Origin of the sequence: Crocosphaera sp. Alani8 (assembly GCF_038442745.1) — a bacterium.
Classification (GTDB): domain Bacteria; phylum Cyanobacteriota; class Cyanobacteriia; order Cyanobacteriales; family Microcystaceae; genus Crocosphaera.
In genome coordinates this window covers 15,236-39,427 of the sequence record NZ_JARVCN010000077.1, presented here as the reverse complement: position 1 = coordinate 39,427, position 24,192 = coordinate 15,236, and the positions used below count along the sequence as shown (strand labels likewise).

Here is a 24,192-nt window from a genome sequence, read left to right as displayed (position 1 = left end):
TGTTTGGCCTAAGTTTTCGCAGCGAGTGACCCCTGGCTTTTTGAGAAGATACAATACATTGGGTTCTTATAATTTTGATAATAAGTTAGTTTCTCCTTTTACTGCACACCCAAAAGTTGATCCTGTGACGGGAGAAATGATGTTTTTTGGCTATTCTTTTCTCCAACCACCCTATTTACAATACAGTATTGTTTCCTCACAGGGACAATTAATAAAAACAGTCCCTATTGACTTACCTGTTGGGGTAATGATGCACGATTTTGCTATCACAGAAAACTATACAATTTTTCTCGATCTCCCTTTAACATTCCGTCCCGAAAGGATGCACAAAGGAGAACCTCCCTTAAAGTTTGAAAATTATACCCCGTCACGTTTTGGAATCCTTCCTAGACACGGAAATAATGAAGAAATACGCTGGTTTGAAAGTGATTCTTGTTATATTTTTCATACTCTAAATGCTTATGAAGAAGGTGAAGAAATTATTTTAATCGCTTGTCGAATGAATGCAACAACAATATTAGGAGAAGCAAACAAAGATATTAAAGATTCAGATATCCCTCATCTCCATCAGTGGCGTTTTAATCTGAAAACAGGAAAAGTTAAGGAGCAAGCTTTGTGTAATATTCCTTCAGAATTTCCCCGTATTAACGAACAATATACAGGGAGAAAAACCCGTTATGGTTATTCTGGAAAAATGGCAGCATCTTCTGAACCAAAATTTGACGGTATTATTAAACACGATTTTGAAAAAGGTGACTTGGAAATACATCATTTTGGTTCCCATCGATACGGTGGCGAACCAATTTTTGCACCTAACCCCAATGGGGACAGTGATGATGAAGGATGGGTACTAATTTTTGTCCATGATGAAGCGTCTAATAAGTCAGAATTAGTGATTATTGATGCTCAAGACTTTACTGCTTCTCCTGTAGCCAAAATCCAAATTCCTCAACGAGTTCCCTACGGGTTTCATGGGATGTGGTTAAGGTACATTTAAAGACACATTTGTAATTTACAGAAGGAAGTATTTTGGCGGGGAAATTAACAGAATTTATAAATTGTGTTAATTTTCTATAAATTTAGTTTAAACAGTAAAAAATCTCTATATTTTAGTCTTATAAATAAATTAGTGTGTTAAGGGATAGCTCTTAGAAGCCTTAACTTTTGTTTCGAGATTATTGAAGTTCAAAATAGAAGGATTGATTTATTATGGCAGATACTCCCATACTATTTGACCAACCGTTTCCAGAGGTACAAGTTCGCGCACCTTACAAAAAATACTCCAACAAAATCATGGGAAGTGTTTTCGTGACAGCAGGTTTTATGGAACCTCATGGTCATGGTTTTAAAGGCACTTCTAGAAAGGCCATTCGTAGAGATGGATCAATGATCACTGTTAGTCCAGGCAATTATAATATCGGCTTCGATTATTCAAAAGGGTTTGGTACGAAAGTTATTTCTATGTATTCAGGGATCGTGACCAAAGCAGGCCGATAAGGAAGTTATGGTCATCGTATTCATATTAAATTGGATACACCCTTTGTTTATAAGGGTCAAGTATATACTTGTTACCAAGCTTATGCTCATTGTTCAAAATTGCTAAAAACAGTAGGACAAAGAGTTACTCAAGGAGAAGATATTGGCATTGAAGCAGGTCATGGTTCTAGGGGACCTCGAGATTATGGATCCCATGTTGATCTTGATACCTATTGCTTCATAAAAGGGCAGAAAATTCATCTTAATTTTGAACTCTTAGCAGGGAGTTTAGATCCTGACGATTTCATCGAAACAATTGAAATGATGAAAGTGGGTTCTCGCGGATTAGATGTCCGTTGGCTGCAACAAAAATTGAACATTACTGCTGATGGAAAATTTGGTAATCAGACCAAACAAGCAGTAGAGAATTATCAGCGTAATCAAAGAGACTTATTAGTGGATGGAATTGCCGGTTCTAATACCTGCAAAAAGCTAGGGTTATTCGGTTACGCCATTTATGCTAGAGGAGTCACCCTTATCAAAACTCAACCCATTGAGGAAGATGAGATTACTGATCCCCAGAGAAAGTTTCAGTTTGTCCCAAAATCTGATGAAGAACCGTTGTTAGCTAATTGGGTTGAAGATGAGGGCAATCATTGGAAGTTTGAATTAAAAACCCCCAGAAACGGATTATTTAACTGGTATGCCTTTAAAGCACACGTAGAGATTGTTCAAGGTTATGAGGAGGATAATGATGATCTTGGCGATCTTGATCAACCCTTTATTGAGGAAGAAAATAAAGCTAGTGGGCAATTGACTCGGTGGGAAAAAGCGTTAAAGGATTGTCCCACTGAAGGGTGTAAAAAGGCAACATCAGATCCCGAAAACATTTCACCCCCAGGAGTTGCTGCCAGTCATGAAATTGCTCGACGGGATATGAAACATCTCACCCCAGAAAGGCTAAGTTCCCTGAAAAAAGCGAGTCAAAAACTTGATGTTCCTGTAGCGATCGCTGCCGCCCTTGCTAGTCGTGAAAGCCACTTAGGGGGAGTTTTGGGTATGTTTGGGAACAATCCTGGTTGGGGAGATAATAATCATGGTTGGGGTATTTTACAGGTTGATCGTCGTCATCATAACCTTGTGGGATTAAACGATCCCTATTCTCAAGCCCATGTTGAACAGGCTTTGGGTATTTTTAGTCGTTACCGCGATCAAGTAAAAAATAACCATTCTGGTTGGTCTGATGAGAATGTTCTCAAAGGTGCTTGCGTAGCTTACAATTCTGGGGTATCTAATGTTGTGACCATTGCAGGTATGAATCGGGGAACAACACATAATGACTATGGAGATGATGTCATTGCTCGCGCTCAGTTCTATCTGGAAAAGTTAGAATAATCGATTTAGATAAGTAGTCTGACATAAATAAACACCACTGTGTTAAAAAATATTAACCAGTCTAAGACCTTTATCTGTTTCCTGTTCCCTTCCCTGACAATTGACTTTAAATATGTCTGACTACTTATTCTTTACTTTTCATTTTATAATCCGTAATACTATAGTTTTTTTGATCGAGTAAACCCCATTACTTTTTCTTTTTCAGAAGTCCTAACTCCAAACTCAGGTCGACCTCTACAAAGTCCGTATCTTTAGTCCAATAGACCAATCATGGAAAATACGCATGAAAATTATGATTTTTAGTAAAGATAAAGATAATCTTATATTTATTAAGACAAAATCAGGTTAACCTAGAAATAGAAAGCAAAGCAGGACGGGGTTATTATGGGTCTAACCAATGTTATCAAAGTCTTATTGATTGAAGATAACATGGCAGAAGCGAGATTATTGCAAGAAGTGCTGAAAGGTGCAACCAAGCAAGAATTTGGTCTATTTCACGAAAAACGTTTAAAAAATGCTCTCAATACTCTAGAAAGTCAAAGATTTGACGTAGTATTATTGGATTTAACTTTACCAGATAGTCAAGGATTAAATTCTTTATTACCTATTATTAGTAAAAACTCTCACATTCCTATTGTGGTTTTAACCAATATGAATGATGAGGATTTGGCTTTAGAAGCAGTTAGAAAAGGTGCGCAAGATTATCTGGTTAAACGCCATATTACTCTTGATATCTTAGTTCGCTCTATTTGTTATGCGATCGAACGTAAACAGATGGAAGAAAAATTAAGAGAAGCTAACCAAACCTTAGAGAGAAGGGTAGAAGAAAGGACAATTCAATTATTAAAAGCTCAAGAATTAAATCAATTAAAATCTGAGTTCGTTTCGATGCTTTCCCATGATTTTCGTAATCCTCTCAACACTATTTTATTATCAACAGGATTATTAGAAGATAACTATGACCAATTAACAAGAGAGCAACAATTATCTTATTTTCAGATGATTCGCAATGCTGTTCATGACATGAATCAGTTATTAAGTGAGGTGTTACTATTAGGAAAAGCAGATTCAGGTAAGTTACAAACTAATTTTTGTGAACTAAATTTGAAAATATTTTGCCAACAAATTATTCATTCTTTACACCTTTCTTTTGAAAACAATAATCAAATTGTTCTGAACTTTGAAGGAGATTTTAAAAATGAAGTGGGTTTATGGGATGAAAAATTATTATGGCACATTTTAAATAATTTGTTGAGTAATGCTCTTAAATATTCCCCTCAAGGCGGTCAAGTTTTTGTTAATATTACGGGGGAGGAAAAGTCAGTTGTTTTTTCTATTCGAGATCAAGGAATAGGTATTTCCCAAGAATCCCAAAAACACCTTTTTGAACCCTTTTATCGTGCTGATAATGTGGGAAATATCACGGGAACTGGTTTAGGTTTATCCATTGTCCGCAAATGTGTCGAAGCATACGAGGGAGAAATCTTGGTAAAAAGCGAGTTGAACTGTGGCACAACCTTTACAGTAATTTTACCTCGACAGCAACTACTTATGAGTAAAATGGAAGAGAGTGTAGGAAAGATGTAGACACATAAGTTTAGATATTATGACTAAGTACAAAGATTCTCACCCTAGCGAATTTACTCGCACTCCTCCCTGGGGAAGAGTTACTATGTTAGAAGAAGGTCCACGGTATCGCATCAATCGCATCGAAGTGAATCCAGGACAACACATTAGTACCCAGATGCACTACCATCGTAGCGAACACTGGATTGTTGTTTCAGGAACAGCTAAAGTAGTTTTTAACGGTGAAGAACATCTCCTTAAACAAAAAGAATCAACCTATGTTCCCATGAACACCCGTCACCGAGTTGAAAACCCTGGAATGATTCCCTTAGTGATGATTGAAGTACAAAATGGTGAATACTTAGGGGATGATGATATTATTCGCTTTGCAGAAGAAGAAAGCAACAAATAAGGCGTTTTGAAAATAGTCTAATCCTAGAAATAGTTATAGAAAACATTCCCTCGTTTTAATTTTTAGTAAGACATTTACTTACTGGACTATTAATAAAAAATCAAACAAATACTTTGTTGCATATGAAAATATGTTTTATGATAGGGAATTTTTTTAATATTGACGTAAAAGATATGCCCTAAAATTGGTCAATTTGTATCGATATAAGGCAAAAAAATAAATTCTTATAAATATGTGCAACAAATGATTAGACAAGAATTTCAGTGAAAATAACCAGTTTTAGATAGAGCTAACTTTTGTGGTATAATTTCGAGGGATAAAGTTAATTCCTCAAAAAGCTGTTAAGTTTAGGGAACGTATGATTTCTCCCCTATTAATTATCGCAAGTATTGCCCTATTAGTGGCAGTTTTAATTAATAAGCTTTTTCAGAGCGATTACGGTTGGTTTAATCGTTTACGTCGTCCTCAATGGTTAACCTTTGAATCGGCTATTCCTTTTATTTGGATATCCGTTTTCATCTGTGGGGTTTATTCAGCCTATGAACTATGGATTAAACAACCAGGAAAAACCGAAACTTGGTTATTCATGGGAGCCTATTTATTATTAGAAATTTTAATCATGGCTTATACCCCAGTAATGTGTAAACTGCGTAGCCTACAAGCAGGAACAATCATCGGTGCAACAGGTTTCTTTTGGGGTTTAATACTCGCTGTTTTACTGTGGCCAATTTCGAGAGTATCTGTCTTTTTATTATTACCATATTTGCTATGGAGTCCTGTGGGAACTTATGTGACTTGGGAAATGATTTCCCTAAATCCTTTAGACAAATAAATAGTAGCTGATAATAGTAAAATTATTGAAATAAAAAGATAACTTTATATGTTAAAATAGTAAGGATAATAATTGATAAAAAGGGACTAATTGACATTAGCATTAGGCTTTATTTGCCAATCTTTAAGCCAAGCATCCTTTTAGACTACCCCTGTTAACGGAGTTAAGACACTTATGACCATCCCTCAAGATAGAATTATCCCCACAGACTTGAGTAATGAAATGTCTCGTTCATATCTAGAATATGCCATGAGCGTCATTGTGGGACGAGCATTACCAGATGCCAGGGATGGTTTAAAACCCGTTCATCGCCGTATTCTCTACGCCATGTACGAACTGGGTTTAACTCCCGAACGCCCCTTCAGGAAATGCGCCCGTGTTGTCGGGGAAGTGTTAGGGAAATATCACCCCCACGGAGACACCGCCGTTTACGATGCGTTGGTACGGATGGCCCAAGACTTTTCTATGCGTAGTCCTCTGATAGAAGGACACGGGAACTTTGGATCGGTGGATAACGACCCCCCCGCAGCCATGCGTTACACAGAATGTCGTTTACAAGCCCTATCCACCAACGCCTTACTCCGAGACATCGAAGCCGATACCGTAGACTTCGCCGACAACTTCGACGGATCGCAACAAGAACCCATCGTCCTACCTGCCAGAATACCCCAACTCCTCCTCAACGGTTCCTCTGGTATCGCCGTGGGAATGGCCACCAATATCCCCCCCCACAACCTTGGAGAACTGATCGACGGAACCATCGCCCTGATCCACAACCCAGAATTAACAGAAAAAGAACTAGTTAGAATCATCCCCGGTCCAGACTTTCCCACCGGCGGACAAATTTTAGGGAGATCCGGCATCCACGACGCTTATACCAGTGGACGGGGTTCAATTACCATGCGCGGTGTAGCCGAAATAGAAACCATCGAACAAAGAGGGCGACCGGATCGCGAAGCCATTATTATCACCGAACTCCCTTATCAAACCAACAAAGCCGGTTTAATCGAACGTATTGCCGATCTAGTTAACGATAAACGCATCGAAGGCATTTCCGATATCAGAGATGAAAGCGATCGCGACGGAATGCGAGTGGTGATCGAACTCAAAAGGGATGCTTACCCCAGAGTTGTCCTCAACAACATCTATAAACAAACCCCCGTGCAAGGAAACTTCGGGGCGAATATGTTAGCCTTGGTCAACGGGGAACCGCAACTACTAACATTAAAAGACTTTTTACAGGTTTTCCTCGATTTTCGCGTTGAAACCATCACCCGTCGCACCCAGTATGAACTGCGCAAAGCAGAAGAACGGGATCACCTCCTGCAAGGGCTACTGATCGCCCTAGATAACCTAGATGCAGTCATTCAGCTTATCCGTGGGGCCGCCGATACCGCCTCCGCCAAAGAAGAATTAGTGCAACAGTTTGGCCTCTCCCCAGTACAAGCAGATGCCATACTCCAGATGCAACTGCGTCGTTTAACAGCCCTAGAAGCAGAAAAAATACACGCCGAACACGAAGAATTACAGCTAAAAATTGCTGATTTAAAAGACATTTTAGCCCGACGGGAACGCATAGATGCCATCATCGAAGAAGAATTAACTCAAATCAAAACTATTCACGCCACCCCTCGACGTACCGAAATTATCCACGATGACGGAGAAATAGTCGATACAGACCTCATTGCTAACGAACAAGCCATTATCCTCCTCACAGAACAAGGCTACATCAAACGGATGCCCGTGAGTACCTTCGAGGCACAACAAAGGGCTACCCGAGGCAAAGCCGCCGCTAAAATTAAAGAAGACGACGTAGTTGAACACTTTTTAACCTGTTGCGACCACGATCAAGTCCTCTTCTTCAGCGATCGCGGGGTTGTTTATGCAGTCAATGCCTATCAAATACCAGCCGCTTCTAGAACCGCACGAGGCATCCCCATTGTGCAGATGTTACCCATTCCCAAAGACGAAAAAATTACCTCCATCGTTGCAGTGAGTGAGTTTAGGGAAGACGTTTTCCTCGTCATGTTAACCCGTAACGGTTACATCAAAAAAACAGCAGTTTCCGCCTTTAGTAATATTAGGACTAACGGACTAATCGCCATTTCCCTGGGAGAAGGGGATCAACTGCGGTGGGTGAGACTAACCAGAGAAGAAGACAGTATTATCCTGGGAACCCGAAAGGGAATGGCCATCCATTTTTACGCCGATCACCAACAACTGCGACCCCTGGGACGGGCAACCAGAGGGGTTAAAGCCATGAAACTGAAGAAAGGGGACGAATTAATTAGCATGGATATATTGCCTGCCCAAGTTATCGCAGGAATGGAAAATGCAGTGGAAGACGAAGAGGTTTTGGAGAACGAAAGCGAAGAGTTAAGCGAAGAAGAAACCACCGTTGGTCCCTGGATATTAGCCATCACCAATGGAGGATACGGGAAACGGGTTCCCATTTCTCAGTTCCGTCTGCAAAACCGCGCTGGAATGGGAGTTCGGGCCATTAAGTTTAAATCCAAAAGCGATTGTTTAGCCTCCCTTCATGTGGTAAACACAGAAGATGAATTAATGATTGTTTCCAACCGAGGGATTATTATTCGTCAAGCAGTGGATGCTATTTCTCTCCAATCTCGCGCCGCTACTGGGGTTCGAGTGCAACGCTTAGACGATGAAGATGCGATCGCCGCTGTTGCTTTAGTTCCTCCTGCACCGGAAACCGAAGGAGAAGAGGAAACAGAAGAGAATACAGAAGAGTAAAATGGTTAAAATTGCTGAAAAACCAGCTAATGCAGCGGTTTTAGGGGTTATTGTCGGGGACGCTTTAGGGCTTCCCGTACAATTTGAAGCACGATCCTATCGAGATAAAAAACCCGTAACAGAGATGTTTGGTTACGGAGTGTTTAATGTTCCTCCTGGGAGTTGGTCTGATGATTCTTCTTTAACTTTGTGTTTACTTTCCGCTTTAACTCAGGTATCTCCAACCCAACAGGAACTCCTTTTAAAACAAATTAGTCAAAACTTTTGTCGATGGTTAAAAGATGGCTATTTAACCCCCTTTGGCCACGCTTATGATGTAGGAGGAACTACAGAACAAGCCGTCAGTCGCTTATTAAGAGGAAAGTCCCCTTTAGACTCCGGTGGAACAGAAGAATGGAATAATGGCAATGGTAGTTTAATGAGAATTTTACCCCTTGCTTTTTGTTATCAACAACTCAGTTTAAAAGAGTTAATTGTATTAACCCATCAAGTGGGAAGTATTACCCATGGCCATCAACGGTCTAATATTGCCTGTGGTATTTATATAATTATTGCTGTTAAACTATTACAAGGGAAAACACCACAACAAGCTTATTAAAATGCTATTCCCATTGTTAACCAACATTATCAAGGTAAAATATATTCCTCAGAATTAAAGTATTTTCAACGAATTTTACAGGGAAATATTGAAACAATATCTAGGGATGAAATTCATTCAAGTGGTTATGTTGTGCATAGTTTGGAAGCTACCTTATGGTGTTTATTAACCACAGATAATTACCGTGATGCTGTTTTAAAAGCGGTTAATCTAGGAGATGATACTGATACCGTAGCAGCCATTACAGGAGGTTTAGCAGGTATTGTTTATGGTGTACAGGGCATTCCTGACCATTGGTTAGGGCAAATTCAAAAAATTGAGGAGATTATTAATTTAATAGAAAGGTTTTCAAACTCTCTAGGTTTTCAGCAATAAATTATCAATTTTTCTGCTTATATTCTTGCCATTGATTAACTATAGGTTAATCTAGTTAAGAAGATTTATTGCAACGGGAAGTTGATTTAGTTGAAAAAACAACCGTAGAAAAAGACTTTAACTGGATACGTCGCCAAGAAATTTTAAATAACTATCAGGTGATTTATGAATCGAAATCTATCTTCTCTGCTTGACATTAATCAATAACGCTTCTCCGATACTCGTGATTATAATCAAATCTCATCTGATCGTAGGGTGGGTTAGGTGTGGGGTTTATTTTGATAAACAACTCATTAGTGTTTATTCACACCGTAACCCACCAGTTCAATTTTTTAGCTAACCTTGAAGTTGATCAGTTAGAAAGAGACTCTAAATCGATCCATAGTTCTAATTGCTTTTTTGGTACACTACGATATCCTTTGATCATATTTGTTGTCAAACAATCGCTACATCCTACAATTGCTTCAGTGTCTGCTTTTAACTCTTTAGCTAATACTTCATCTTCCTTATTAAAGAATCTTATTTCACTCCTATTTGGAAAATTTGACTGAGAAATAAATTCAGTCCCCGGAGCATTCCAATTTTTTGCCGATAATTGCTCTCTGTATTGCTCTACTTTCACCTTTTTGGATTGATTATTATATTGAATATAAACTAATCCTTTTACTCCTCTTTTTTCTCTAAGGCCTAATGTTTCAGCAGCAAAATATGGATCTTCCTCATTCATTTTTTCAACCCACTGTTTATGCTTCTCTATATCTAATTCTCCAAGAATTACTAAAGCTTTTGAACTCTCATCTAAATTTCCTTTTTTATAACTACTAGCCAAAATAGTCTCAGCTATGTCTACTATCATAGATGGGTATTTTGCGCTTTTATTGTGTTCTTTTCTCTCAAGAACAAGAACTCCATACAAAGCACTTAATGCAATGTCTCTTCTCTCTTTATTTGCTGTTAAATCATCTATTAGACTCTCAACTAATGTCATAGTTTGAATATCTGTTTGTAACTCATCTATTTTTGTTTGTTGATTGTTTAAACTGACTTGTTGCCAAACATTCCAAACAGAAAAAACCATAGCTAAAATCATGCTAATGATAGAAATTTGATTATGTCTAATTTCTAACTTAGTGTGTCTCTCTTCTAAATTAGATGGGATTTGATAATTTGGGTTTCGGGATACCATAATATACCTCAACGAAAACGAACTTCAAAAGAGTAATAATTTTCAACATTAATAGTCTTATTTTTTCACTCTTTTCAATAACTCAATAGCCTTAACAGCAGAAACTTACATTACTCTCACCCAATTGCTGTTTACGCTATTCTCTATATCTTTCATTATGGCTATATTATACTCAAATAAATGTTAAGAAATATTGAAATTATCAGAATAATTGTTAAATCAAAGATGGAAAATACCAAAAAAGATTAGATTGTATAATTCCTAATAGCTAATTCTCCTTGGAAAAAATCAATAAATTGTCTAGCAGTTCTTCCGGATCTACCATTATGTTTAGTTGCCCATTGTTTAGCTTTAAATTCTAATTCACCTTTGTCTATTTTTAAGTCAATTTGTGAGGCTAAATGATGCACAATTTCTAGATAGGTATCTTGGTTTGCTGGTTGAAAAGTTAAAGTTAAACCAAAGCGATCGCTAAAAGATAATTTTTCTTGTACTGTATCCCAATGATGTATCTCATCAGCATCCTTTGGACGAGGACGATCCTCGAAATATTCCCTAATTAAGTGTCGTCTATTGGAAGTTGCATAAACCACTACATTTTGAGCTTTAGCTGTTACATTTCCTTCTAAAACAACTTTCAATGCCTTAAAATTATCGTTATCTTCTTCAAAGGATAAATCATCTACAAAAACAATAAATTTCTGGGCTACATTTCTCAATTCATCTACAATAACTGGTAAATTAGATAATTGAGATTTATTTACTTCTATTAATCTTAAACCCTGAGAATAATATTCATTTAATAACCCTTTTACCAGGGAAGATTTACCAGAACCTCGACTACCATACAATAAAATATTTAGTGCAGAATAACCCGATAATAAAATTTCTGTATTCTTAATTAATGTTTCTTTTTGATGCTCGTAACCAACAATTTCAGCTAAAGTAATACCATCTGGTTCACTAATACCAACTAATTCTGTATTTTGCCATTTTAAAGCTTTATATTGTGCAAAAATTCCTGTTCCATAGTGACCATAATGTTCAGCTAATTCCTGTAAACAATTTTCCCAACTATCTGCTTGATGAAGAAAAGTTTGATCTTTATTTTCAAACTGTCCAACAAAAGGAATAAAAGAAAGATTAGCTGCTTCTTTGACCCATTGACTAATAGCTTCTAGGGGGAGATTGTATAAATTATTCAAAATCCTTAAATCGTGTTGGGTTGCTTCGATTAAAGGTTGAGGGAGATGCTTTAAAGGAGAGTGTTGAACCTGTTGACTAAAAGGATTGTCATCGATAAGAATTCTTGTCACAAGATAGTCTTGCCAACTCATTCCTTGAGATGCCAAACTTCTAAACCAACGACTATAAGCTTGAACGCAGTTAATATCAATACTTTGCTTGTTTCTCAGGGAAATCAAGTCTAATACTTCTAGAAAAAACTTTCCAACCTCATCATCAAAAATTGATTGATATAACAGTAAAGAAGAAATTTCTTGATGAATAAGATAATAATAATTTAAGTCTTGATTCATATTTCTCAACATAAATAATACAGTAACAGAGGCATAATGTATTATGTCTCTACACAACCGATTCCGTAAATCTTTTTACATAAGTTCCGCAATCGGTCATAATTGTAAAGAAAAAATAACATTAAGTAAAATTACCATAAAAGTAGAATGGGCAAACAAAGGGTATTATCGGGGGTACAACCCACAGGAAACCTTCACTTAGGGAACTATTTAGGGGCAATTCGTACCTGGGTAGATATGCAGGACAATTACGATAACTTTTTCTGCGTGGTGGATCTCCACGCTATTACTGTGCCTCACAACCAGAAAACCTTAGCCCAAGATACTTATACCATAGCGGCACTGTATTTAGCCTGTGGCATCGATTTAGACCACGCGACTATTTTCGTCCAGTCTCATGTTACAGCACACAGCGAACTAGCTTGGTTGTTAAATTGTATCACTCCCCTCAACTGGTTAGAAAGGATGATCCAGTTCAAAGAAAAAGCCCTCAAACAAGGGGAAAACGTCAGCGTGGGACTCTTAGACTATCCCGTTTTGATGGCTGCAGATATCCTACTATACGACGCTGATCAGGTTCCTGTGGGAGAAGACCAAAAACAACATTTAGAACTAACCAGAGACATCGCCATCAGATTTAACGACAAATTCGCTACCCCAGAAAACCCTGTCCTAAAACTCCCTGAACCCCTAATTCGTAAACAGGGAGCTAGAGTAATGAGTTTAACAGATGGAACCCGTAAAATGTCAAAGTCAGACCCTTCTGATCTCAGTCGCATCAACATATTAGATTCCCCTGATCTTATTAAAAAGAAGATTAAAAAGTGTAAAACCGATCCCATAAAAGGCTTAGAATTTGATAATCAAGAACGGCCAGAATGTAATAATTTATTGGGACTATATACCTTACTATCAGGAAAAAGTAAAGAAGAAGTGGCAATAGAATGTCAGGAGATGGGATGGGGACAGTTTAAACCCCTATTAACGGAAATAACTATAGAAGCATTGAAACCAATTCAGGAAAAATATCAGTCTATTATGAATGACAAAGACTACTTAGACTCGGTGTTACAGGAAGGGAAAGAAAAAGCTGAAATTGTCGCCAATCAAACCCTAACGAGAGTCAAAGACGCTTTAGGATACCTCCCGTTACCGACTAAATAACCAGTAACTACTATTTCAAAAATTACAACCTACCTAAATTTATGATTAATCATTTTCGTCAAGCCATCCAAAACAAAGAATTTTTGATTACCGCAGAAGTTGCTCCCCCCAAAGGAGGGGACCCAACCAGAATGTTAGACATGGCTAAACAGCTTAAAGGTAGGGTTCACGGGGTTAATATCACCGACAACAGCCGCGCCGTTTTGCGTATGTCCTCCGTTGCCGCCTCCGCACTGTTGCTACAGTATGGCATAGAACCCATTTGTCAAATGACCTGCCGCGATCGCAACGTTATCGCCTTGCAAGGGGACTTAATGGGAGCTTATGCTCTAGGATTACGGAACATTTTAGCCTTAACCGGAGATACCATCAAAGCAGGGGATCACAAACGGTCAAAACCAGTATTTGAGCTAGAATCAGTAAGACTGCTAAAAATGATCGATAAACTCAACGGAGGCTTTGATTTTAACGATAAACCCCTCCCAGATCAACCCTTAGACCTATTTCCAGGAGCCGCAGTTGACCCCCAGTCTAAAAGTTGGTCAGGGTTACAAAGAAGATTTGAACGCAAACTAGCAGCCGGTGCGCAATTTTTTCAAAGCCAACTGATCACCGATTTTGATCGTCTAGACAAATTTATGCACCAAATTGCAGCCAATACCGACAAGCCAATTTTAGCAGGAATTTTTCTGTTAAAATCTGCCAAAAATGCTCGGTTTATCAACAAAAATGTTCCAGGGGTAGAAATTCCCGAGACAATTATCAAGCGATTAGCCGAAGCAGAAGAACCTCTACAAGAAGGGGTTAAAATTGCAGCAGAACAAGTAAAACAGGCTCAACAACTGTGCCAAGGGGTACATTTGATGGTAGTTAAACGGGAAGACCTAGTACCCGAAATATTAGAGCAGGCCGGGATTGCTCCGGTAATTTCTACATAAAAAATCTATTATCTATGGTAAAAAGGATAGATAGGATAGAAAAAGAGTAAACTCCCTTACTTTTGGTAAAATGTCTGTTGATCCGTCTTCCCTTCCTGTTATTTTTCGAGACAGAAAATCCCCTCATCGTCATCCCCCTAAACGTCGCCGCTCTCGCATTAAGCGATCGTGGCGTTACTTTTATCTGAGATTTTTACGATTGCGGGGAACCCCCCGTTACATTTCCAGAGGATTAGCCTTTGGAGTGTTTGCAGGGTGCTTTCCTTTATTTGGACTACAAACCCTCATTGGTGTCTTATTAGCAGTCCTATTTCGCGGACATAAATTAACCGCTGCTGCGGGAACCTGGGTTAGTAATCCCCTAACATATGTACCCATTTTTGCCTTTAACTACAAAGTAGGAGAATTTCTACTAGGATTTGGAGTAGGAAAAACTCCCGTTACTCTTCCCGAAAACTGGCAATCTTGGACAGATTTGAAAGAATCTGGTCTAGTCTTTTTAGTAACCCTATTTTCAGGTTGTTTCGTTATAGGTTTAGTTGCCTCCATTTTGACTTACATCATCAGCGTAAAGTTCATAGCTCGTTGGCGCAAAAAACGCTACGGAAGTTAATCATCAAAACTGAAAAGAGTCATAATCGAACTCACCTTTACTGACGGCGTAAAAACGAGGGCAGATCAACCTTTTCCCGAGCAGCATCTTCCTTACGATGGGGGGCAATGCTAAAACTAAAGGGTGCAGAACGATTGAACAGTAGATCCTGTGCGGCGATCGCTGTATCTTCTGAAGTATCCCTAGTGTCGTTTTTACCGGTGGAGGTTACTTCTTTAACACTATGCTCCATCTCAGTCACAGAGGGGTTTGATTTAGGTTTGGCTGTAGCACCAGGATTAAGAGAAAATAGCTGTTCTAGGGTTTGATCATTGGTTTGTAAGGAATCATTGGAGGAGTCCAGTTCCAGAGATGAAGCATTTACACCAGGGGAAACTTTTTCGTCCAAAGAATCAGACCAAGGCTGAATGGAGACAATATCGGCAGAAGTTGCATCATCAACCTTAACAGACTCTTTGGGTTGAGTCCCGTCCGTCGTTCCACCCTGACCATTTAGGAATTGATCCAATGCCGATTTATACTTTAAATTGTAGCGTTGTTGTCGCAGAAGCCGTTGTTGCAACTTCTGAATCTCTTCCTCTTTAAGAAGGAACTGATGCTTATTTTTAAGGGTTTCTTCTTTGATTAGAGCATATTCTCGTTCTAAGCAGGCAAAAGACTCCCGAAGACCTTGCAATTCATTTTGTAAAGAATCTGAATGGGTTTTTTGTTGCTGAAGTTGCTCTGAGAGACGACCATTTTCTGCTTTAATACTTTGGAGTTGGGCCGTTTGTTGGCAAAGCAAAGCATTATGCTGACGAGATCGTTCTTGATAATTTTGAAGTTCTTGTTTTGAATTAGATAAGGACTCTTCCAAAGTGACAATAGTGTCCAGAAGTTGTCGATTTTGCCCCCGTAACTTACGAGCTAGACTAAACCAGTCTTGGTTTAAGGGAAGATCCCGATCTTTAAAAACAGAAACCTCTATAATCTCCGATGATTCTTCGGTTTTATTATCCCCTAACTCCGTAATAGAATCAGTATTAAGGGTTTCTGTTTTGCTAGGGTCGAGATCCCCTAAGTTTGGCTCAAACTCAGGTTGAATCGGTTGGTTAGAGTGATATTTACCCATAGGAATACGACTTAACTTTAGCTATAGTAGTAAAGATGTTGTTCCTAGAAATTTAGTTTCTTCCAAGACAAAACACCTTTCAACCGGCTACGTTCCTACAATCACCAGTGAAAAATAGCTCGGATTATAAATGATCAAGAACAAAGCATTACTATCCAAGAGAAAAAGGGAGCCTAATATATATGTTTGCCACTTGACATCAGTATTATTTTCTGCATGAGGGGTAATTATGCAATTATCATCCGATTCATTTTATCAGGCTGTTAGCTATCTTGAACATCATACCGAGTCCATTAGAGTCAAAAAACTTATTTTTTGCATTTGTCATAAGAATTGGGAAAACAATCCCAATATTCTCAATGGCTTATCTATGGAAAGTTTAGTTGAAAAACTAATCGCACAACAAGAAACCCTAGAAGCACTTACCCTTTCTTTGTATAGATTGGTCAAAACCCTCAACCGGCCTAAAATCTATGCTGGAATAGCTAAAGCGATCGTCGAACAACTCGAACCGGTTTACAGGGAAATCTCTGAAGATACAGAACTATTACAACCTTCAACGAACTCTCAAGATACCCACTTTTCCGATGATACCGTGCTTTTAGAACAAGCGGTTATCAATTTATCTAATCATCCTGAAACCGCTAGAATTCACAAATTAGTTTACGCAATTACTAAAAATAGTTGGGAAAACGATTTAAACCGAATTCAACATTATGGTTTAAAAAATTTAATATCAGAAATATTAGAGATTTATCCTGACTACAATAGTTTAAAAGAAGCCGTTGTTCGTTTGGTCGGGAATATTAATAAAAAGAACTTGTATCTATCTATTGCTCAAGTAATTCTCCAGCAAATTGATGGACTATACAAAACTTTGCAAAAAGAAGAAGTCTCAACTGAAAATAGTTCCAACAGCTACAGTACCGAAATTATTTCTGTTAGGAATAGCCATAATCATCAAAGCATAGCTCCATCTTCCACATCGTCTCTTGAAACCTCTGTTATTAATGTCCCCTCAGCGCACGTCATAACCCAGTTAGAAACAGTGCAGTCCACAGCGACACCATCTCCCCCGAAACCAGAATACGATATTTTGGAACTTCGCCTGGAAATCATGCAGTACACCAATCCCTTACGGGCTAAAATATTGTTATTCTCCTTGTTATTCCATCCCTGGGACCGAAGCGGACAAGATTGGTCAACCCTGAGAAGTTATGCTCTCGATGACCTATTAGAGCAAATCCTTCAAAGTGGTCGTTCCGTGGCAGAAATTGAGGGAAAACTCTACAACATGGCAAAATCACTCCATGATTCTGACTCTCATTTACAGACAGCCAGTACCGTTGTTGAAACCATTAAACCCTTCTTATAATCCTATTACGATTCCCTCTCTATGAAACCTAGTGAACTAATCGAACGATATTCTGCTGGCGAAACTTTATTTAACGGCTTAAAACTACCGGGAATCAACCTAGTGGGGGCAGATTTGCTTGGAATTACCCTCAATGAAGCGGATTTACACGGGGCTAATCTTTTATTTTCTTTTTTTAACAGGGCTAACTTAACTCAGGCTAATCTTGTGGGAGCCAACCTAAGCGGGGCCAATTTTTCTCAGGCTGATCTCAGTGGAGCGGACTTACGAAATGCCACTCTTCATGGAACCATATTACAAGGAGCCAATTTAAGGGATACGGATATTACTTTAGCCACTTTTCTCGATGCTAATTTAGTCGCAGCAGATTTACGAGGAGCAGATTTAAGTGGCGCAACTATTACCGGTGGTTGTCTAAGGGGGGCGAATATGCGTCAGGAAAAAAAGAGCCATTACACTAACCTCCAGGCTGCTAACCTAGCTAGAACAGATTTTCAAGGGGCAAATATGAAGGGTGTTGACTTAAGTCGGGCCAATTTGACCGGTGCTAGTCTCAAAGAGGCTAATTTAAAAGATGCTGACTTACGCAAAGCGGATTTAACAAACGCTAATCTTACAGGGGCTTTACTGACAAAGACAAACTTGACAGGGGCGAAATTAACAGGAGCTAATCTCACCAATACTAATCTAGTTAGAGCGCAATTATCTCAGGCTGACTTAAGCGACATTAGCGCACAAGGGGCAGTCATGACTCATGCTATTCTAAACCGTGCCAATCTTCAGCAAGCTAATTTAACCTTGACACGGATGAATCACGCCGATTTCAGTCGGGCCAATTTATCAGGTGCGAATTTAACCGATGCTGATTTAGTAGAGGCTTTTTTTGCACGGGCAAACCTCATGGGAGCTAACATGAGCAACGCTAACTTAATCAGGGCTGAGTTAATCAGTGCTAACATGGCTGGTGTTATTTTACGGGGTGCAACTATGCCCGATGGGAAAGTTCACCGCTAAAAGCAAGCATTTGTACAGCATTTGGTACTGATTCCCATGTAGTGAAAATTTTATAAACTATTAATACTCAAATAGAAAAACTTAAAGAACTTCGTAAAACCTTAATTAATGATGTGGTTACAGGGAAAATTAAAGTCACTCCAGATCATTGATTACAAAAAACTGCTCGGCGGTCATAATGGGACAACTAAACCCTTCTGTTATCTCCAATAAATCACGATCGCCCGTTACTAAATAATCTGCTTTACCCACCATTGCCAAAACCAAAAAAGGCGCATCAAATGGGTCACGACAACTAGGAATTTGGGGTAATAAATCCGGAATCACCACAGTTTCACAAAAGGGTAAATAATCTGCCAATAACTCTTCTTGCTCAGAGGCAGTCAACTGAAACTTAGGATATGCCAACACCCGAATTAGCTCCATAATCGTCGCCTTAGAAGCCAAAGGCGTAAAGCGGTTGTCTTGCCATGCCAAGCGTAACCTTGCTGTAGTCCCACCAAACACCAAAGCTGACAAAACCAAATTCGTATCCAGTACCACACGCAAGCCTGACTCCATCCCCTCTTAATTGGTTAAGACTGACGGGCCCAGGCGATCGCATCACTGATATCCTGCTCACTCAAATCCAACGCAGCCAACTTAGCGCGCACCGCATCAGCCCGTTGAATCTTTACAGGGGTTAAAATCACCTCTCCATTGTGTACCCTCACATTAAAATACTCAGTCTCTCCAATTTCCTTGGTAATAGACTTTGGTAAAGTAAGCTGATTTTTGGCAGTTAATTTAGCAAGCATGACAAATTGTTATAAGCAGACAGTAAAATTAAGGAAGTAAGAATTCCTTACTCTTATTATAGCTTCTCATATTATAGCTTCTCACCATGAACAAAAATGAGTAAAAAATACCTATTGCCCAGGTTTCCCCCAACAAACGCGCCGAACTCATCGAAAAGCGCAAAGCTTATGCTAATAATAAAAACGTCTATTCCCTATTGCTACAATACGCCGCAGGGTTTGGTAAAGAGAATTAGAGTAAATTCGACATTTTTGTTAAAGAATTAATTAATTATCAATTATCCATTATCAATTAAAAAAGCCCGTGACGAGGATTGAACTCGTGACCTCACCCTTACCAAGGGTGTGCTCTACCACTGAGCCACACGGGCGTTAATTTATTTGTGGTGGGCCGAGCTGGATTCGAACCAGCGTAGGCGTAGCCAGCGGATTTACAGTCCGCCCCCATTAACCACTCGGGCATCGACCCATTTATCTCACAATTATTTATAATAGCACAGGGGGCTTATCAATTCAAGAGCTAGAGAAAAAAATATTTTTTTAGCTCCTTGTTCAATCCTATCTCTAGGGTCTTGACGGGTTAAGATAATATGGTAGGAAATTAATTATTTATTGTAAAGTTCCGACGTGAGTTAGCCTTGTTTAATCTCCTATACAAAATCAAAGAGATTCTCAGACGTTGGTGGTCAGAATTTACCCTGCAAACCAAGCTGATGGCGGCGGCAACTCTCGCCGTCTCCTTGTTTATGAGTGGTTTAACCTTTTGGGCTGTTAATACTATTCAGAAGGACGCACAATTAAACGATACCCGCTTCGGTCGAGATTTAGGGTTATTACTGGCTTCTAATGTTACCCCCCTGGTGGCTGAAGAAAATCTAACAGAAGTGGCTCGTTTTTCCAGTCGCTTTTATCAAAGTACCAGCAGTATACGTTACATAATTTACACCGACGAAACGGGTCAGATTTTATTTGGCATTCCCTACTCATCGGCTGAATTCCAAAATTCCCTGACTATTGAACGTCGTTTACAACTGCCAGATGTTTCCTTTGACGATGACAGTCTCCCCTTAGTCAGACAACATCAAAGTCCCAATGGGGAAGTGACGGATGTTTTTGTTCCCCTGAGATACCAAGGGAAAAAATTGGGATTTTTGGCTATTGGGACCAACCCCAATGCAACAGTGGTTAATTCTTCTAATTTAACCAGAGACGTTACCATTGCAGTGTTTGTGGCTATTTGGGCAATGGTCATTTTAGGGGCTGTTTTTAATGCTTTGACCATTACCCGTCCCATCAAAGAATTATTAGTGGGGGTTAAAAATATTGCTGCGGGAAACTTCAAACAAAGAATTAATCTTCCTTTCGGTGGCGAGTTGGGGGAATTAATTTTTAGCTTCAACGAAATGGCCGAGCGTCTTGAACGCTACGAAGAACAAAACATTGAGGAATTAACCGCAGAAAAAGCGAAATTAGATACATTAGTTTCTACCATTGTGGATGGAGCAATCTTATTAGATACCAACCTCAACTTATTATTAGTAAATCCCACAGCTAGACGGATGTTCGTTTGGGAAACCAAGAACGTTATTGGGGAAAATATCCTGGAAATTTTACCTTCAGAATTAACAGAGCAATTACAAATACCCCTAGAACAAATGATGGAACAGGAAACCGCTGATTCCGATGTAATAGAGTCCGATGAAGCTTCAGAGAATCAATCTTTACCATCAAAAATTAACCCAGGAGAATATCGCATTAATATCAGTCAACCTATACCCAGAATTGTCAGAGTTTTATTGACTCAGGTTTTTGACCAACAAAGAGAAACCCTAAAAGGAATAGCAATGACAGTACAAGATATCACTCGTGAAGTAGAATTAAACGAAGCTAAAAGCCAATTCATTAGTAATGTATCCCATGAATTAAGAACCCCTTTATTTAATATCAAATCTTTTATAGAAACCCTCTCGGAATTTGGGGAAGATTTAACAGAAACAGAAAGAAAGGAATTTCTAGAAACTGCAAATCACGAAACCGATCGCCTGGCTCGACTAGTCAACGATGTCTTAGATTTATCTCGTTTAGAATCCTCTAAAACCTACCATTTAGACGGGGTAGATTTATCTCAGTTAATCGAACAAACCCTCAGAACTTATCAACTCAATGCCAAAGATAAAGAGTTAGTTTTAAACAGAGAAGTTGAGGAAAATTTGCCTCTAGTGTTGGGACATTATGATTTATTATTGCAGGTCATTACTAATTTAGTGGGAAATGCCCTAAAATTTACCACCCCTGGAGGACTAATTGTCATTCGCGCCTATCACTTTGAAACACAGGTGAAACAGCTTAACGATAAATCCTGCGTTCGAGTAGAAATATCTGATACAGGGATTGGTATTGCTCCCGAAGATCAAGCGGCGATTTTCGAACGCTTTTTCCGTGTGGAGAATAGAGTTCATACCCTCGAAGGAACAGGTTTAGGTCTATCAATTGTTAAAAATATTATCGATAAACATCATAGTCAGATTAACTTGATTAGTGAAGTGGGAATCGGTACAACTTTTTGGTTTGACTTAGCTCTTTACGAAGATAATTGTACCTTATCAGAAGGGTGTAACAATGAAACAATACTACCGAGAACTGTTATGCAGTAAGTCGGGTTGCTATATTTTATTGCTCCTTCGGGGGAAGGAGTTAGGAGTTAGGAGTCAGGAGTTAGGAGTTAGGAGTTAGGAGTCAGGAGTGCTGACAAATTCTCCATAAGCTTTTAAACAAAAACACAGGGACTTTTCACGGCTTTTTGTAACAATTTGCGGTATTCTTGATCGCTGATTAAATAGGAACCAAATCTAGCTAAATGGTCGTTTTGCAATTGAGCATCAAAGAGGATAAAACCTCTTGCTCTTAGATGTTCTACCAGTTTAACCATAGCTACCTTTGAACCGTTGGGGATACGAAAAAACATCGATTCCCCAATAAAAGCACCTCCAAGGGTAATGCCTAAAATTCCTCCTGCTAACTCGTTCCCTCGCCAAGTTTCAAAACTATGGGCCCATCCTGCTAGGTGTAGATGGTAATAAATATCGATAAGTTCAGGCGCAATCCAAGTAGTTTCGCGATCGGCACAACCGTGGCAAACTCCTAGAAAATCCCGATCAATAGCCACAGAAAAGACATTTTGATTTAAAACTCGTTTTAAGGATTTTGGATAGCGGAAACGCGAATCTAGGGGAATCATGGCACGTTTACGGCTAGAATACCATCCCAACACATCATTCTCATCCCCCATTAAAAAGTAACCCTGGGCATATCCCTGTATAATGGGGTCTATATTTTTGGTAAGTTCCATCCTTGATTTTCCGCAGTTAATCCATTGTTATGACAGCTCAACCTATTTCTTCTATTACTTTACCTCCTATCCGTAACCCCCAACAAGAAAGAGAATGGTTACAGATTGCTTTGCAAAACTGGCTTAATAAAGAGTTTATCCCCGAACAAGTCAATGAAACCATTGCTCGAAGGGCTGCTCAAATTTTTGTGCGTCAACGACTCGAAGGAGAAAACGATCTTGGTAGTTTGGTGATTGCCATCGTTACAGAAATGCAAGCTTTTGACTTTACTGAAAGCTTTTTTAGTGAGTTTGCTGTAGCGAACGCTGTTAGTGATCTGATTCTCGATAGTTTAGGGATCGATCGCTGTTGTGGGCAAAGCTAAAAAGGGCATAATCCTTACTATGCCCTGATTCTAGTGTTGCATTACCAACTAGACTTAACAACTCCAGGCAGTAAACCCTCGTGAGCCCATTCTCTGAGAACGTTACGAGATAAACCAAAATCACGGTAATATCCTCTCGGACGACCAGTTAACCAGCAACGGTTGCGGTGGCGACTGGGTGCGCTGTTACGAGGAAGGCGTTGAATTTGACGATGGATCTCGATTTTTTCTTCAAAATCCTCTGCGTTTTCAAAAGCTTCCTTGAGAGCTGCCCGTTTTTCAGCATATTTTGCAATTAAACGTTCGCGCTTTTTTTCGCGCTGAATCATGCTTTTTTTAGCCATAGCACTTCAATTTAAGATTTTCCATTTAAATACACCATTCTCCATTATATCTCAAAAATATATTTTTCAAGGGTGAACACTGCCATCGGGCATAGTAGCTTCGGTTAAGTTAATTTGACTAATGTTACTGTTTCGGAAATCAGCATTACGAAAATTACCCCCGCTCAAAGATGCGTCGATTAGGTTGGCACCGCGTAAAATACTATCGTTGAGAAAAGTGCGGTGAAGTAAGCTATAGCCTAAATTAGCATGGCGTAAGGTTGCTCCCTGTAAGTTTGCTTTTTGTAAGTTAGCAGAACTCAAATCGATTTCAGCGGCTACAGTAACTTCTAGTAAACTAAATTCAGATAAATTCACCAGACTTAGATTCACTTCTCGTAAAATTGCCCCTGCTAAATTAGCTCCTTTTAAGTTAGCCCGACTAAAATTGGCCCCTTGTAACACTGCCTCTTGGAAATCGGTATTGTAGAGTTTACTTTGACTAATATCGGCTTTGTAGAGATTGGCATTGGTTAAATCTACTTCTCTGAGATCGGCATAGCTAAGATCAGCGCGACTTAAATTAGCCCCACTAAGATTGACTCCACTCAAGTTTGCTTCACTGAGATCCACACGATTTAATTTTGCCCCATTTAAAACTGCTCCGCTCAAGTTAGCTCCAGCGAGATTAGCACTTCTGAGATCGGCATAACTAAGATTGACTTGTTTGAGATTAGCTCCCCTCAAATCAGCACTCACTAAACGAGCATTTTTCAGGTTCACCCAACTTAAGTCAGCGTCTTGGAGGTTAGCTCCTGTTAAATCAGCCTCCACTAATATTGCACTGATTAAACGAACACAAACTAAGTCTGCACGGTTTAGATTGGCTTTGGTTAGATTCGTTCCGCTTAGATTTGCCCATTCTAAGGAAGTTCGGCTCAAATTGATCTCTACCAGAGTTTCTCGGATTAACTCGATTCGCGGGAGATCTAGCCGGCTAAAATCTCTCTT

23 protein-coding genes, 2 tRNA genes and 1 pseudogene are annotated in these 24,192 nt (G+C 39.1%); 16 read left to right on the top strand and 10 right to left on the bottom strand.

The features are described 5' to 3' along the window. From P9B04_RS05930 to P9B04_RS05890, 9 genes and pseudogenes are all read left to right on the top strand, one after another. A partial coding sequence (locus tag P9B04_RS05930; RefSeq protein WP_342054076.1) for a carotenoid oxygenase family protein occupies nucleotides 1-997 on the top strand: 997 nt, incomplete at its 5' end. A 212-nt stretch (nucleotides 998-1,209) separates the two neighbouring features. After that, entirely contained in the window at nucleotides 1,210-1,497 is a 288-nt protein-coding gene (locus tag P9B04_RS05925) for a hypothetical protein (protein ID WP_342054075.1), read from the top strand. Between the two features lie 30 nt (nucleotides 1,498-1,527). After that, complete coding sequence (locus tag P9B04_RS05920; RefSeq protein WP_342054074.1) at nucleotides 1,528-2,871, top strand: peptidoglycan-binding protein; 1,344 nt, start codon at nucleotides 1,528-1,530, stop codon at nucleotides 2,869-2,871. Nucleotides 2,872-3,255: 384 nt separating this feature from the next. Further along, nucleotides 3,256-4,458, top strand: a complete 1,203-nt coding sequence (locus tag P9B04_RS05915) for a hybrid sensor histidine kinase/response regulator (protein ID WP_342054073.1) — start codon at nucleotides 3,256-3,258, stop codon at nucleotides 4,456-4,458. A gap of 19 nt (nucleotides 4,459-4,477) precedes the next feature. Then, nucleotides 4,478-4,849 carry a phosphomannose isomerase type II C-terminal cupin domain gene (locus P9B04_RS05910; RefSeq protein ID WP_446717969.1) on the top strand — a complete coding sequence of 124 codons (372 nt, stop codon included), beginning with the start codon at nucleotides 4,478-4,480 and terminating at the stop codon, nucleotides 4,847-4,849. 358 nt (nucleotides 4,850-5,207) lie between these two features. Next, nucleotides 5,208-5,681: a TspO/MBR family protein gene (locus tag P9B04_RS05905; RefSeq protein WP_342054072.1), complete on the top strand. Its 474-nt coding sequence runs from the start codon at nucleotides 5,208-5,210 to the stop codon at nucleotides 5,679-5,681. A 174-nt stretch (nucleotides 5,682-5,855) separates the two neighbouring features. Next, nucleotides 5,856-8,435, top strand: coding sequence for a DNA topoisomerase (ATP-hydrolyzing) subunit A (gyrA, locus tag P9B04_RS05900; protein WP_342054071.1), 2,580 nt, complete (start codon nucleotides 5,856-5,858; stop codon nucleotides 8,433-8,435). Between the two features lies 1 nt (nucleotide 8,436). Then, nucleotides 8,437-9,408: pseudogene (locus tag P9B04_RS05895) on the top strand (ADP-ribosylglycohydrolase family protein). A gap of 68 nt (nucleotides 9,409-9,476) precedes the next feature. Then, nucleotides 9,477-9,602 (top strand): hypothetical protein, encoded by a 126-nt coding sequence (locus tag P9B04_RS05890; RefSeq protein ID WP_342054070.1) that lies wholly within the window; start codon nucleotides 9,477-9,479, stop codon nucleotides 9,600-9,602. A 158-nt stretch (nucleotides 9,603-9,760) separates the two neighbouring features. On the opposite strand, the gene P9B04_RS05885 is transcribed toward P9B04_RS05890, so the two are convergent. Together P9B04_RS05885 and P9B04_RS05880 are read right to left on the bottom strand one after the other, a co-directional pair. Next, the gene (locus P9B04_RS05885) at nucleotides 9,761-10,594 is read right to left on the bottom strand and encodes a hypothetical protein (protein ID WP_342054069.1); all 834 of its coding nucleotides are present in this window, start codon (nucleotides 10,592-10,594) and stop codon (nucleotides 9,761-9,763) included. 245 nt (nucleotides 10,595-10,839) lie between these two features. Further along, a complete protein-coding gene (locus P9B04_RS05880) occupies nucleotides 10,840-12,132 on the bottom strand; it encodes an ATP-binding protein (RefSeq protein WP_342054068.1) in 1,293 nt (430 codons plus the stop codon). Between the two features lie 147 nt (nucleotides 12,133-12,279). On the opposite strand from P9B04_RS05880, the gene trpS reads away from it, so the two are divergent. From trpS to P9B04_RS05865, 3 genes are all read left to right on the top strand, one after another. After that, nucleotides 12,280-13,296, top strand: coding sequence for a tryptophan--tRNA ligase (trpS, locus tag P9B04_RS05875; protein ID WP_342054067.1), 1,017 nt, complete (start codon nucleotides 12,280-12,282; stop codon nucleotides 13,294-13,296). Nucleotides 13,297-13,337: 41 nt separating this feature from the next. Then, entirely contained in the window at nucleotides 13,338-14,234 is an 897-nt protein-coding gene (locus P9B04_RS05870; protein WP_342054066.1) for a methylenetetrahydrofolate reductase, read from the top strand. Nucleotides 14,235-14,304: 70 nt separating this feature from the next. Further along, complete coding sequence (locus P9B04_RS05865; RefSeq protein WP_342054065.1) at nucleotides 14,305-14,847, top strand: DUF2062 domain-containing protein; 543 nt, start codon at nucleotides 14,305-14,307, stop codon at nucleotides 14,845-14,847. A 37-nt stretch (nucleotides 14,848-14,884) separates the two neighbouring features. Here P9B04_RS05865 and P9B04_RS05860 read toward each other — a convergent pair whose 3' ends face one another. Beyond that, a complete protein-coding gene (locus P9B04_RS05860; protein WP_342054064.1) occupies nucleotides 14,885-15,958 on the bottom strand; it encodes a hypothetical protein in 1,074 nt (357 codons plus the stop codon). A gap of 229 nt (nucleotides 15,959-16,187) precedes the next feature. Here P9B04_RS05860 and P9B04_RS05855 point away from each other — a divergent pair, with 229 nt between their 5' ends. Further along, complete coding sequence (locus tag P9B04_RS05855) at nucleotides 16,188-17,333, top strand: hypothetical protein (RefSeq protein WP_342054063.1); 1,146 nt, start codon at nucleotides 16,188-16,190, stop codon at nucleotides 17,331-17,333. A gap of 21 nt (nucleotides 17,334-17,354) precedes the next feature. Then, nucleotides 17,355-18,347, top strand: a complete 993-nt coding sequence (locus P9B04_RS05850) for a pentapeptide repeat-containing protein (protein ID WP_342054062.1) — start codon at nucleotides 17,355-17,357, stop codon at nucleotides 18,345-18,347. Between the two features lie 135 nt (nucleotides 18,348-18,482). Here P9B04_RS05850 and P9B04_RS05845 read toward each other — a convergent pair whose 3' ends face one another. From P9B04_RS05845 to P9B04_RS05830, 4 genes are all read right to left on the bottom strand, one after another. Beyond that, nucleotides 18,483-18,908 carry a putative toxin-antitoxin system toxin component, PIN family gene (locus tag P9B04_RS05845; RefSeq protein WP_342054061.1) on the bottom strand — a complete coding sequence of 142 codons (426 nt, stop codon included), beginning with the start codon at nucleotides 18,906-18,908 and terminating at the stop codon, nucleotides 18,483-18,485. Between the two features lie 14 nt (nucleotides 18,909-18,922). Further along, nucleotides 18,923-19,144 carry an AbrB/MazE/SpoVT family DNA-binding domain-containing protein gene (locus tag P9B04_RS05840; RefSeq protein ID WP_342054060.1) on the bottom strand — a complete coding sequence of 74 codons (222 nt, stop codon included), beginning with the start codon at nucleotides 19,142-19,144 and terminating at the stop codon, nucleotides 18,923-18,925. A gap of 299 nt (nucleotides 19,145-19,443) precedes the next feature. Continuing rightward, nucleotides 19,444-19,515: transfer RNA gene (locus P9B04_RS05835), tRNA-Thr, on the bottom strand. Nucleotides 19,516-19,528: 13 nt separating this feature from the next. Further along, a tRNA-Tyr gene (locus tag P9B04_RS05830) sits at nucleotides 19,529-19,613 on the bottom strand. Nucleotides 19,614-19,782: 169 nt separating this feature from the next. On the opposite strand from P9B04_RS05830, the gene nblS reads away from it, so the two are divergent. After that, entirely contained in the window at nucleotides 19,783-21,798 is a 2,016-nt protein-coding gene (gene nblS, locus P9B04_RS05825; protein WP_342054059.1) for a two-component system sensor histidine kinase NblS, read from the top strand. Between the two features lie 113 nt (nucleotides 21,799-21,911). On the opposite strand, the gene aat is transcribed toward nblS, so the two are convergent. Next, nucleotides 21,912-22,493, bottom strand: coding sequence for a leucyl/phenylalanyl-tRNA--protein transferase (aat, locus tag P9B04_RS05820; protein WP_342054058.1), 582 nt, complete (start codon nucleotides 22,491-22,493; stop codon nucleotides 21,912-21,914). A 29-nt stretch (nucleotides 22,494-22,522) separates the two neighbouring features. Here aat and P9B04_RS05815 point away from each other — a divergent pair, with 29 nt between their 5' ends. Next, on the top strand, nucleotides 22,523-22,858 hold the full coding sequence (locus P9B04_RS05815) for a hypothetical protein (RefSeq protein WP_342054057.1): 336 nt from the start codon (nucleotides 22,523-22,525) through the stop codon (nucleotides 22,856-22,858). Between the two features lie 41 nt (nucleotides 22,859-22,899). On the opposite strand, the gene rpsN is transcribed toward P9B04_RS05815, so the two are convergent. After that, nucleotides 22,900-23,202 (bottom strand): 30S ribosomal protein S14, encoded by a 303-nt coding sequence (rpsN, locus tag P9B04_RS05810; RefSeq protein WP_300511193.1) that lies wholly within the window; start codon nucleotides 23,200-23,202, stop codon nucleotides 22,900-22,902. Nucleotides 23,203-23,268: 66 nt separating this feature from the next. Then, the gene (locus P9B04_RS05805) at nucleotides 23,269-24,123 is read right to left on the bottom strand and encodes a pentapeptide repeat-containing protein (RefSeq protein ID WP_446717968.1); all 855 of its coding nucleotides are present in this window, start codon (nucleotides 24,121-24,123) and stop codon (nucleotides 23,269-23,271) included. Nucleotides 24,124-24,192: the final 69 nt, after the last annotated feature.

Coding starts and splice junctions, on each gene's coding strand:
- P9B04_RS05925 (WP_342054075.1), top strand. CDS start 1,210: ATGGCAGATACTCCCATACTATTTGACCAACCGTTTCCAGAGGTACAA.
- P9B04_RS05915 (WP_342054073.1), top strand. CDS start 3,256: ATGGGTCTAACCAATGTTATCAAAGTCTTATTGATTGAAGATAACATG.
- P9B04_RS05910 (WP_446717969.1), top strand. CDS start 4,478: ATGACTAAGTACAAAGATTCTCACCCTAGCGAATTTACTCGCACTCCT.
- P9B04_RS05905 (WP_342054072.1), top strand. CDS start 5,208: ATGATTTCTCCCCTATTAATTATCGCAAGTATTGCCCTATTAGTGGCA.
- gyrA (WP_342054071.1), top strand. CDS start 5,856: ATGACCATCCCTCAAGATAGAATTATCCCCACAGACTTGAGTAATGAA.
- P9B04_RS05885 (WP_342054069.1), bottom strand. CDS start 10,594: ATGGTATCCCGAAACCCAAATTATCAAATCCCATCTAATTTAGAAGAG.
- P9B04_RS05880 (WP_342054068.1), bottom strand. CDS start 12,132: ATGAATCAAGACTTAAATTATTATTATCTTATTCATCAAGAAATTTCT.
- trpS (WP_342054067.1), top strand. CDS start 12,280: ATGGGCAAACAAAGGGTATTATCGGGGGTACAACCCACAGGAAACCTT.
- P9B04_RS05870 (WP_342054066.1), top strand. CDS start 13,338: ATGATTAATCATTTTCGTCAAGCCATCCAAAACAAAGAATTTTTGATT.
- P9B04_RS05865 (WP_342054065.1), top strand. CDS start 14,305: ATGTCTGTTGATCCGTCTTCCCTTCCTGTTATTTTTCGAGACAGAAAA.
- P9B04_RS05860 (WP_342054064.1), bottom strand. CDS start 15,958: ATGGGTAAATATCACTCTAACCAACCGATTCAACCTGAGTTTGAGCCA.
- P9B04_RS05855 (WP_342054063.1), top strand. CDS start 16,188: ATGCAATTATCATCCGATTCATTTTATCAGGCTGTTAGCTATCTTGAA.
- P9B04_RS05850 (WP_342054062.1), top strand. CDS start 17,355: ATGAAACCTAGTGAACTAATCGAACGATATTCTGCTGGCGAAACTTTA.
- P9B04_RS05845 (WP_342054061.1), bottom strand. CDS start 18,908: ATGGAGTCAGGCTTGCGTGTGGTACTGGATACGAATTTGGTTTTGTCA.
- P9B04_RS05840 (WP_342054060.1), bottom strand. CDS start 19,144: ATGCTTGCTAAATTAACTGCCAAAAATCAGCTTACTTTACCAAAGTCT.
- aat (WP_342054058.1), bottom strand. CDS start 22,493: ATGGAACTTACCAAAAATATAGACCCCATTATACAGGGATATGCCCAG.
- P9B04_RS05815 (WP_342054057.1), top strand. CDS start 22,523: ATGACAGCTCAACCTATTTCTTCTATTACTTTACCTCCTATCCGTAAC.
- rpsN (WP_300511193.1), bottom strand. CDS start 23,202: ATGGCTAAAAAAAGCATGATTCAGCGCGAAAAAAAGCGCGAACGTTTA.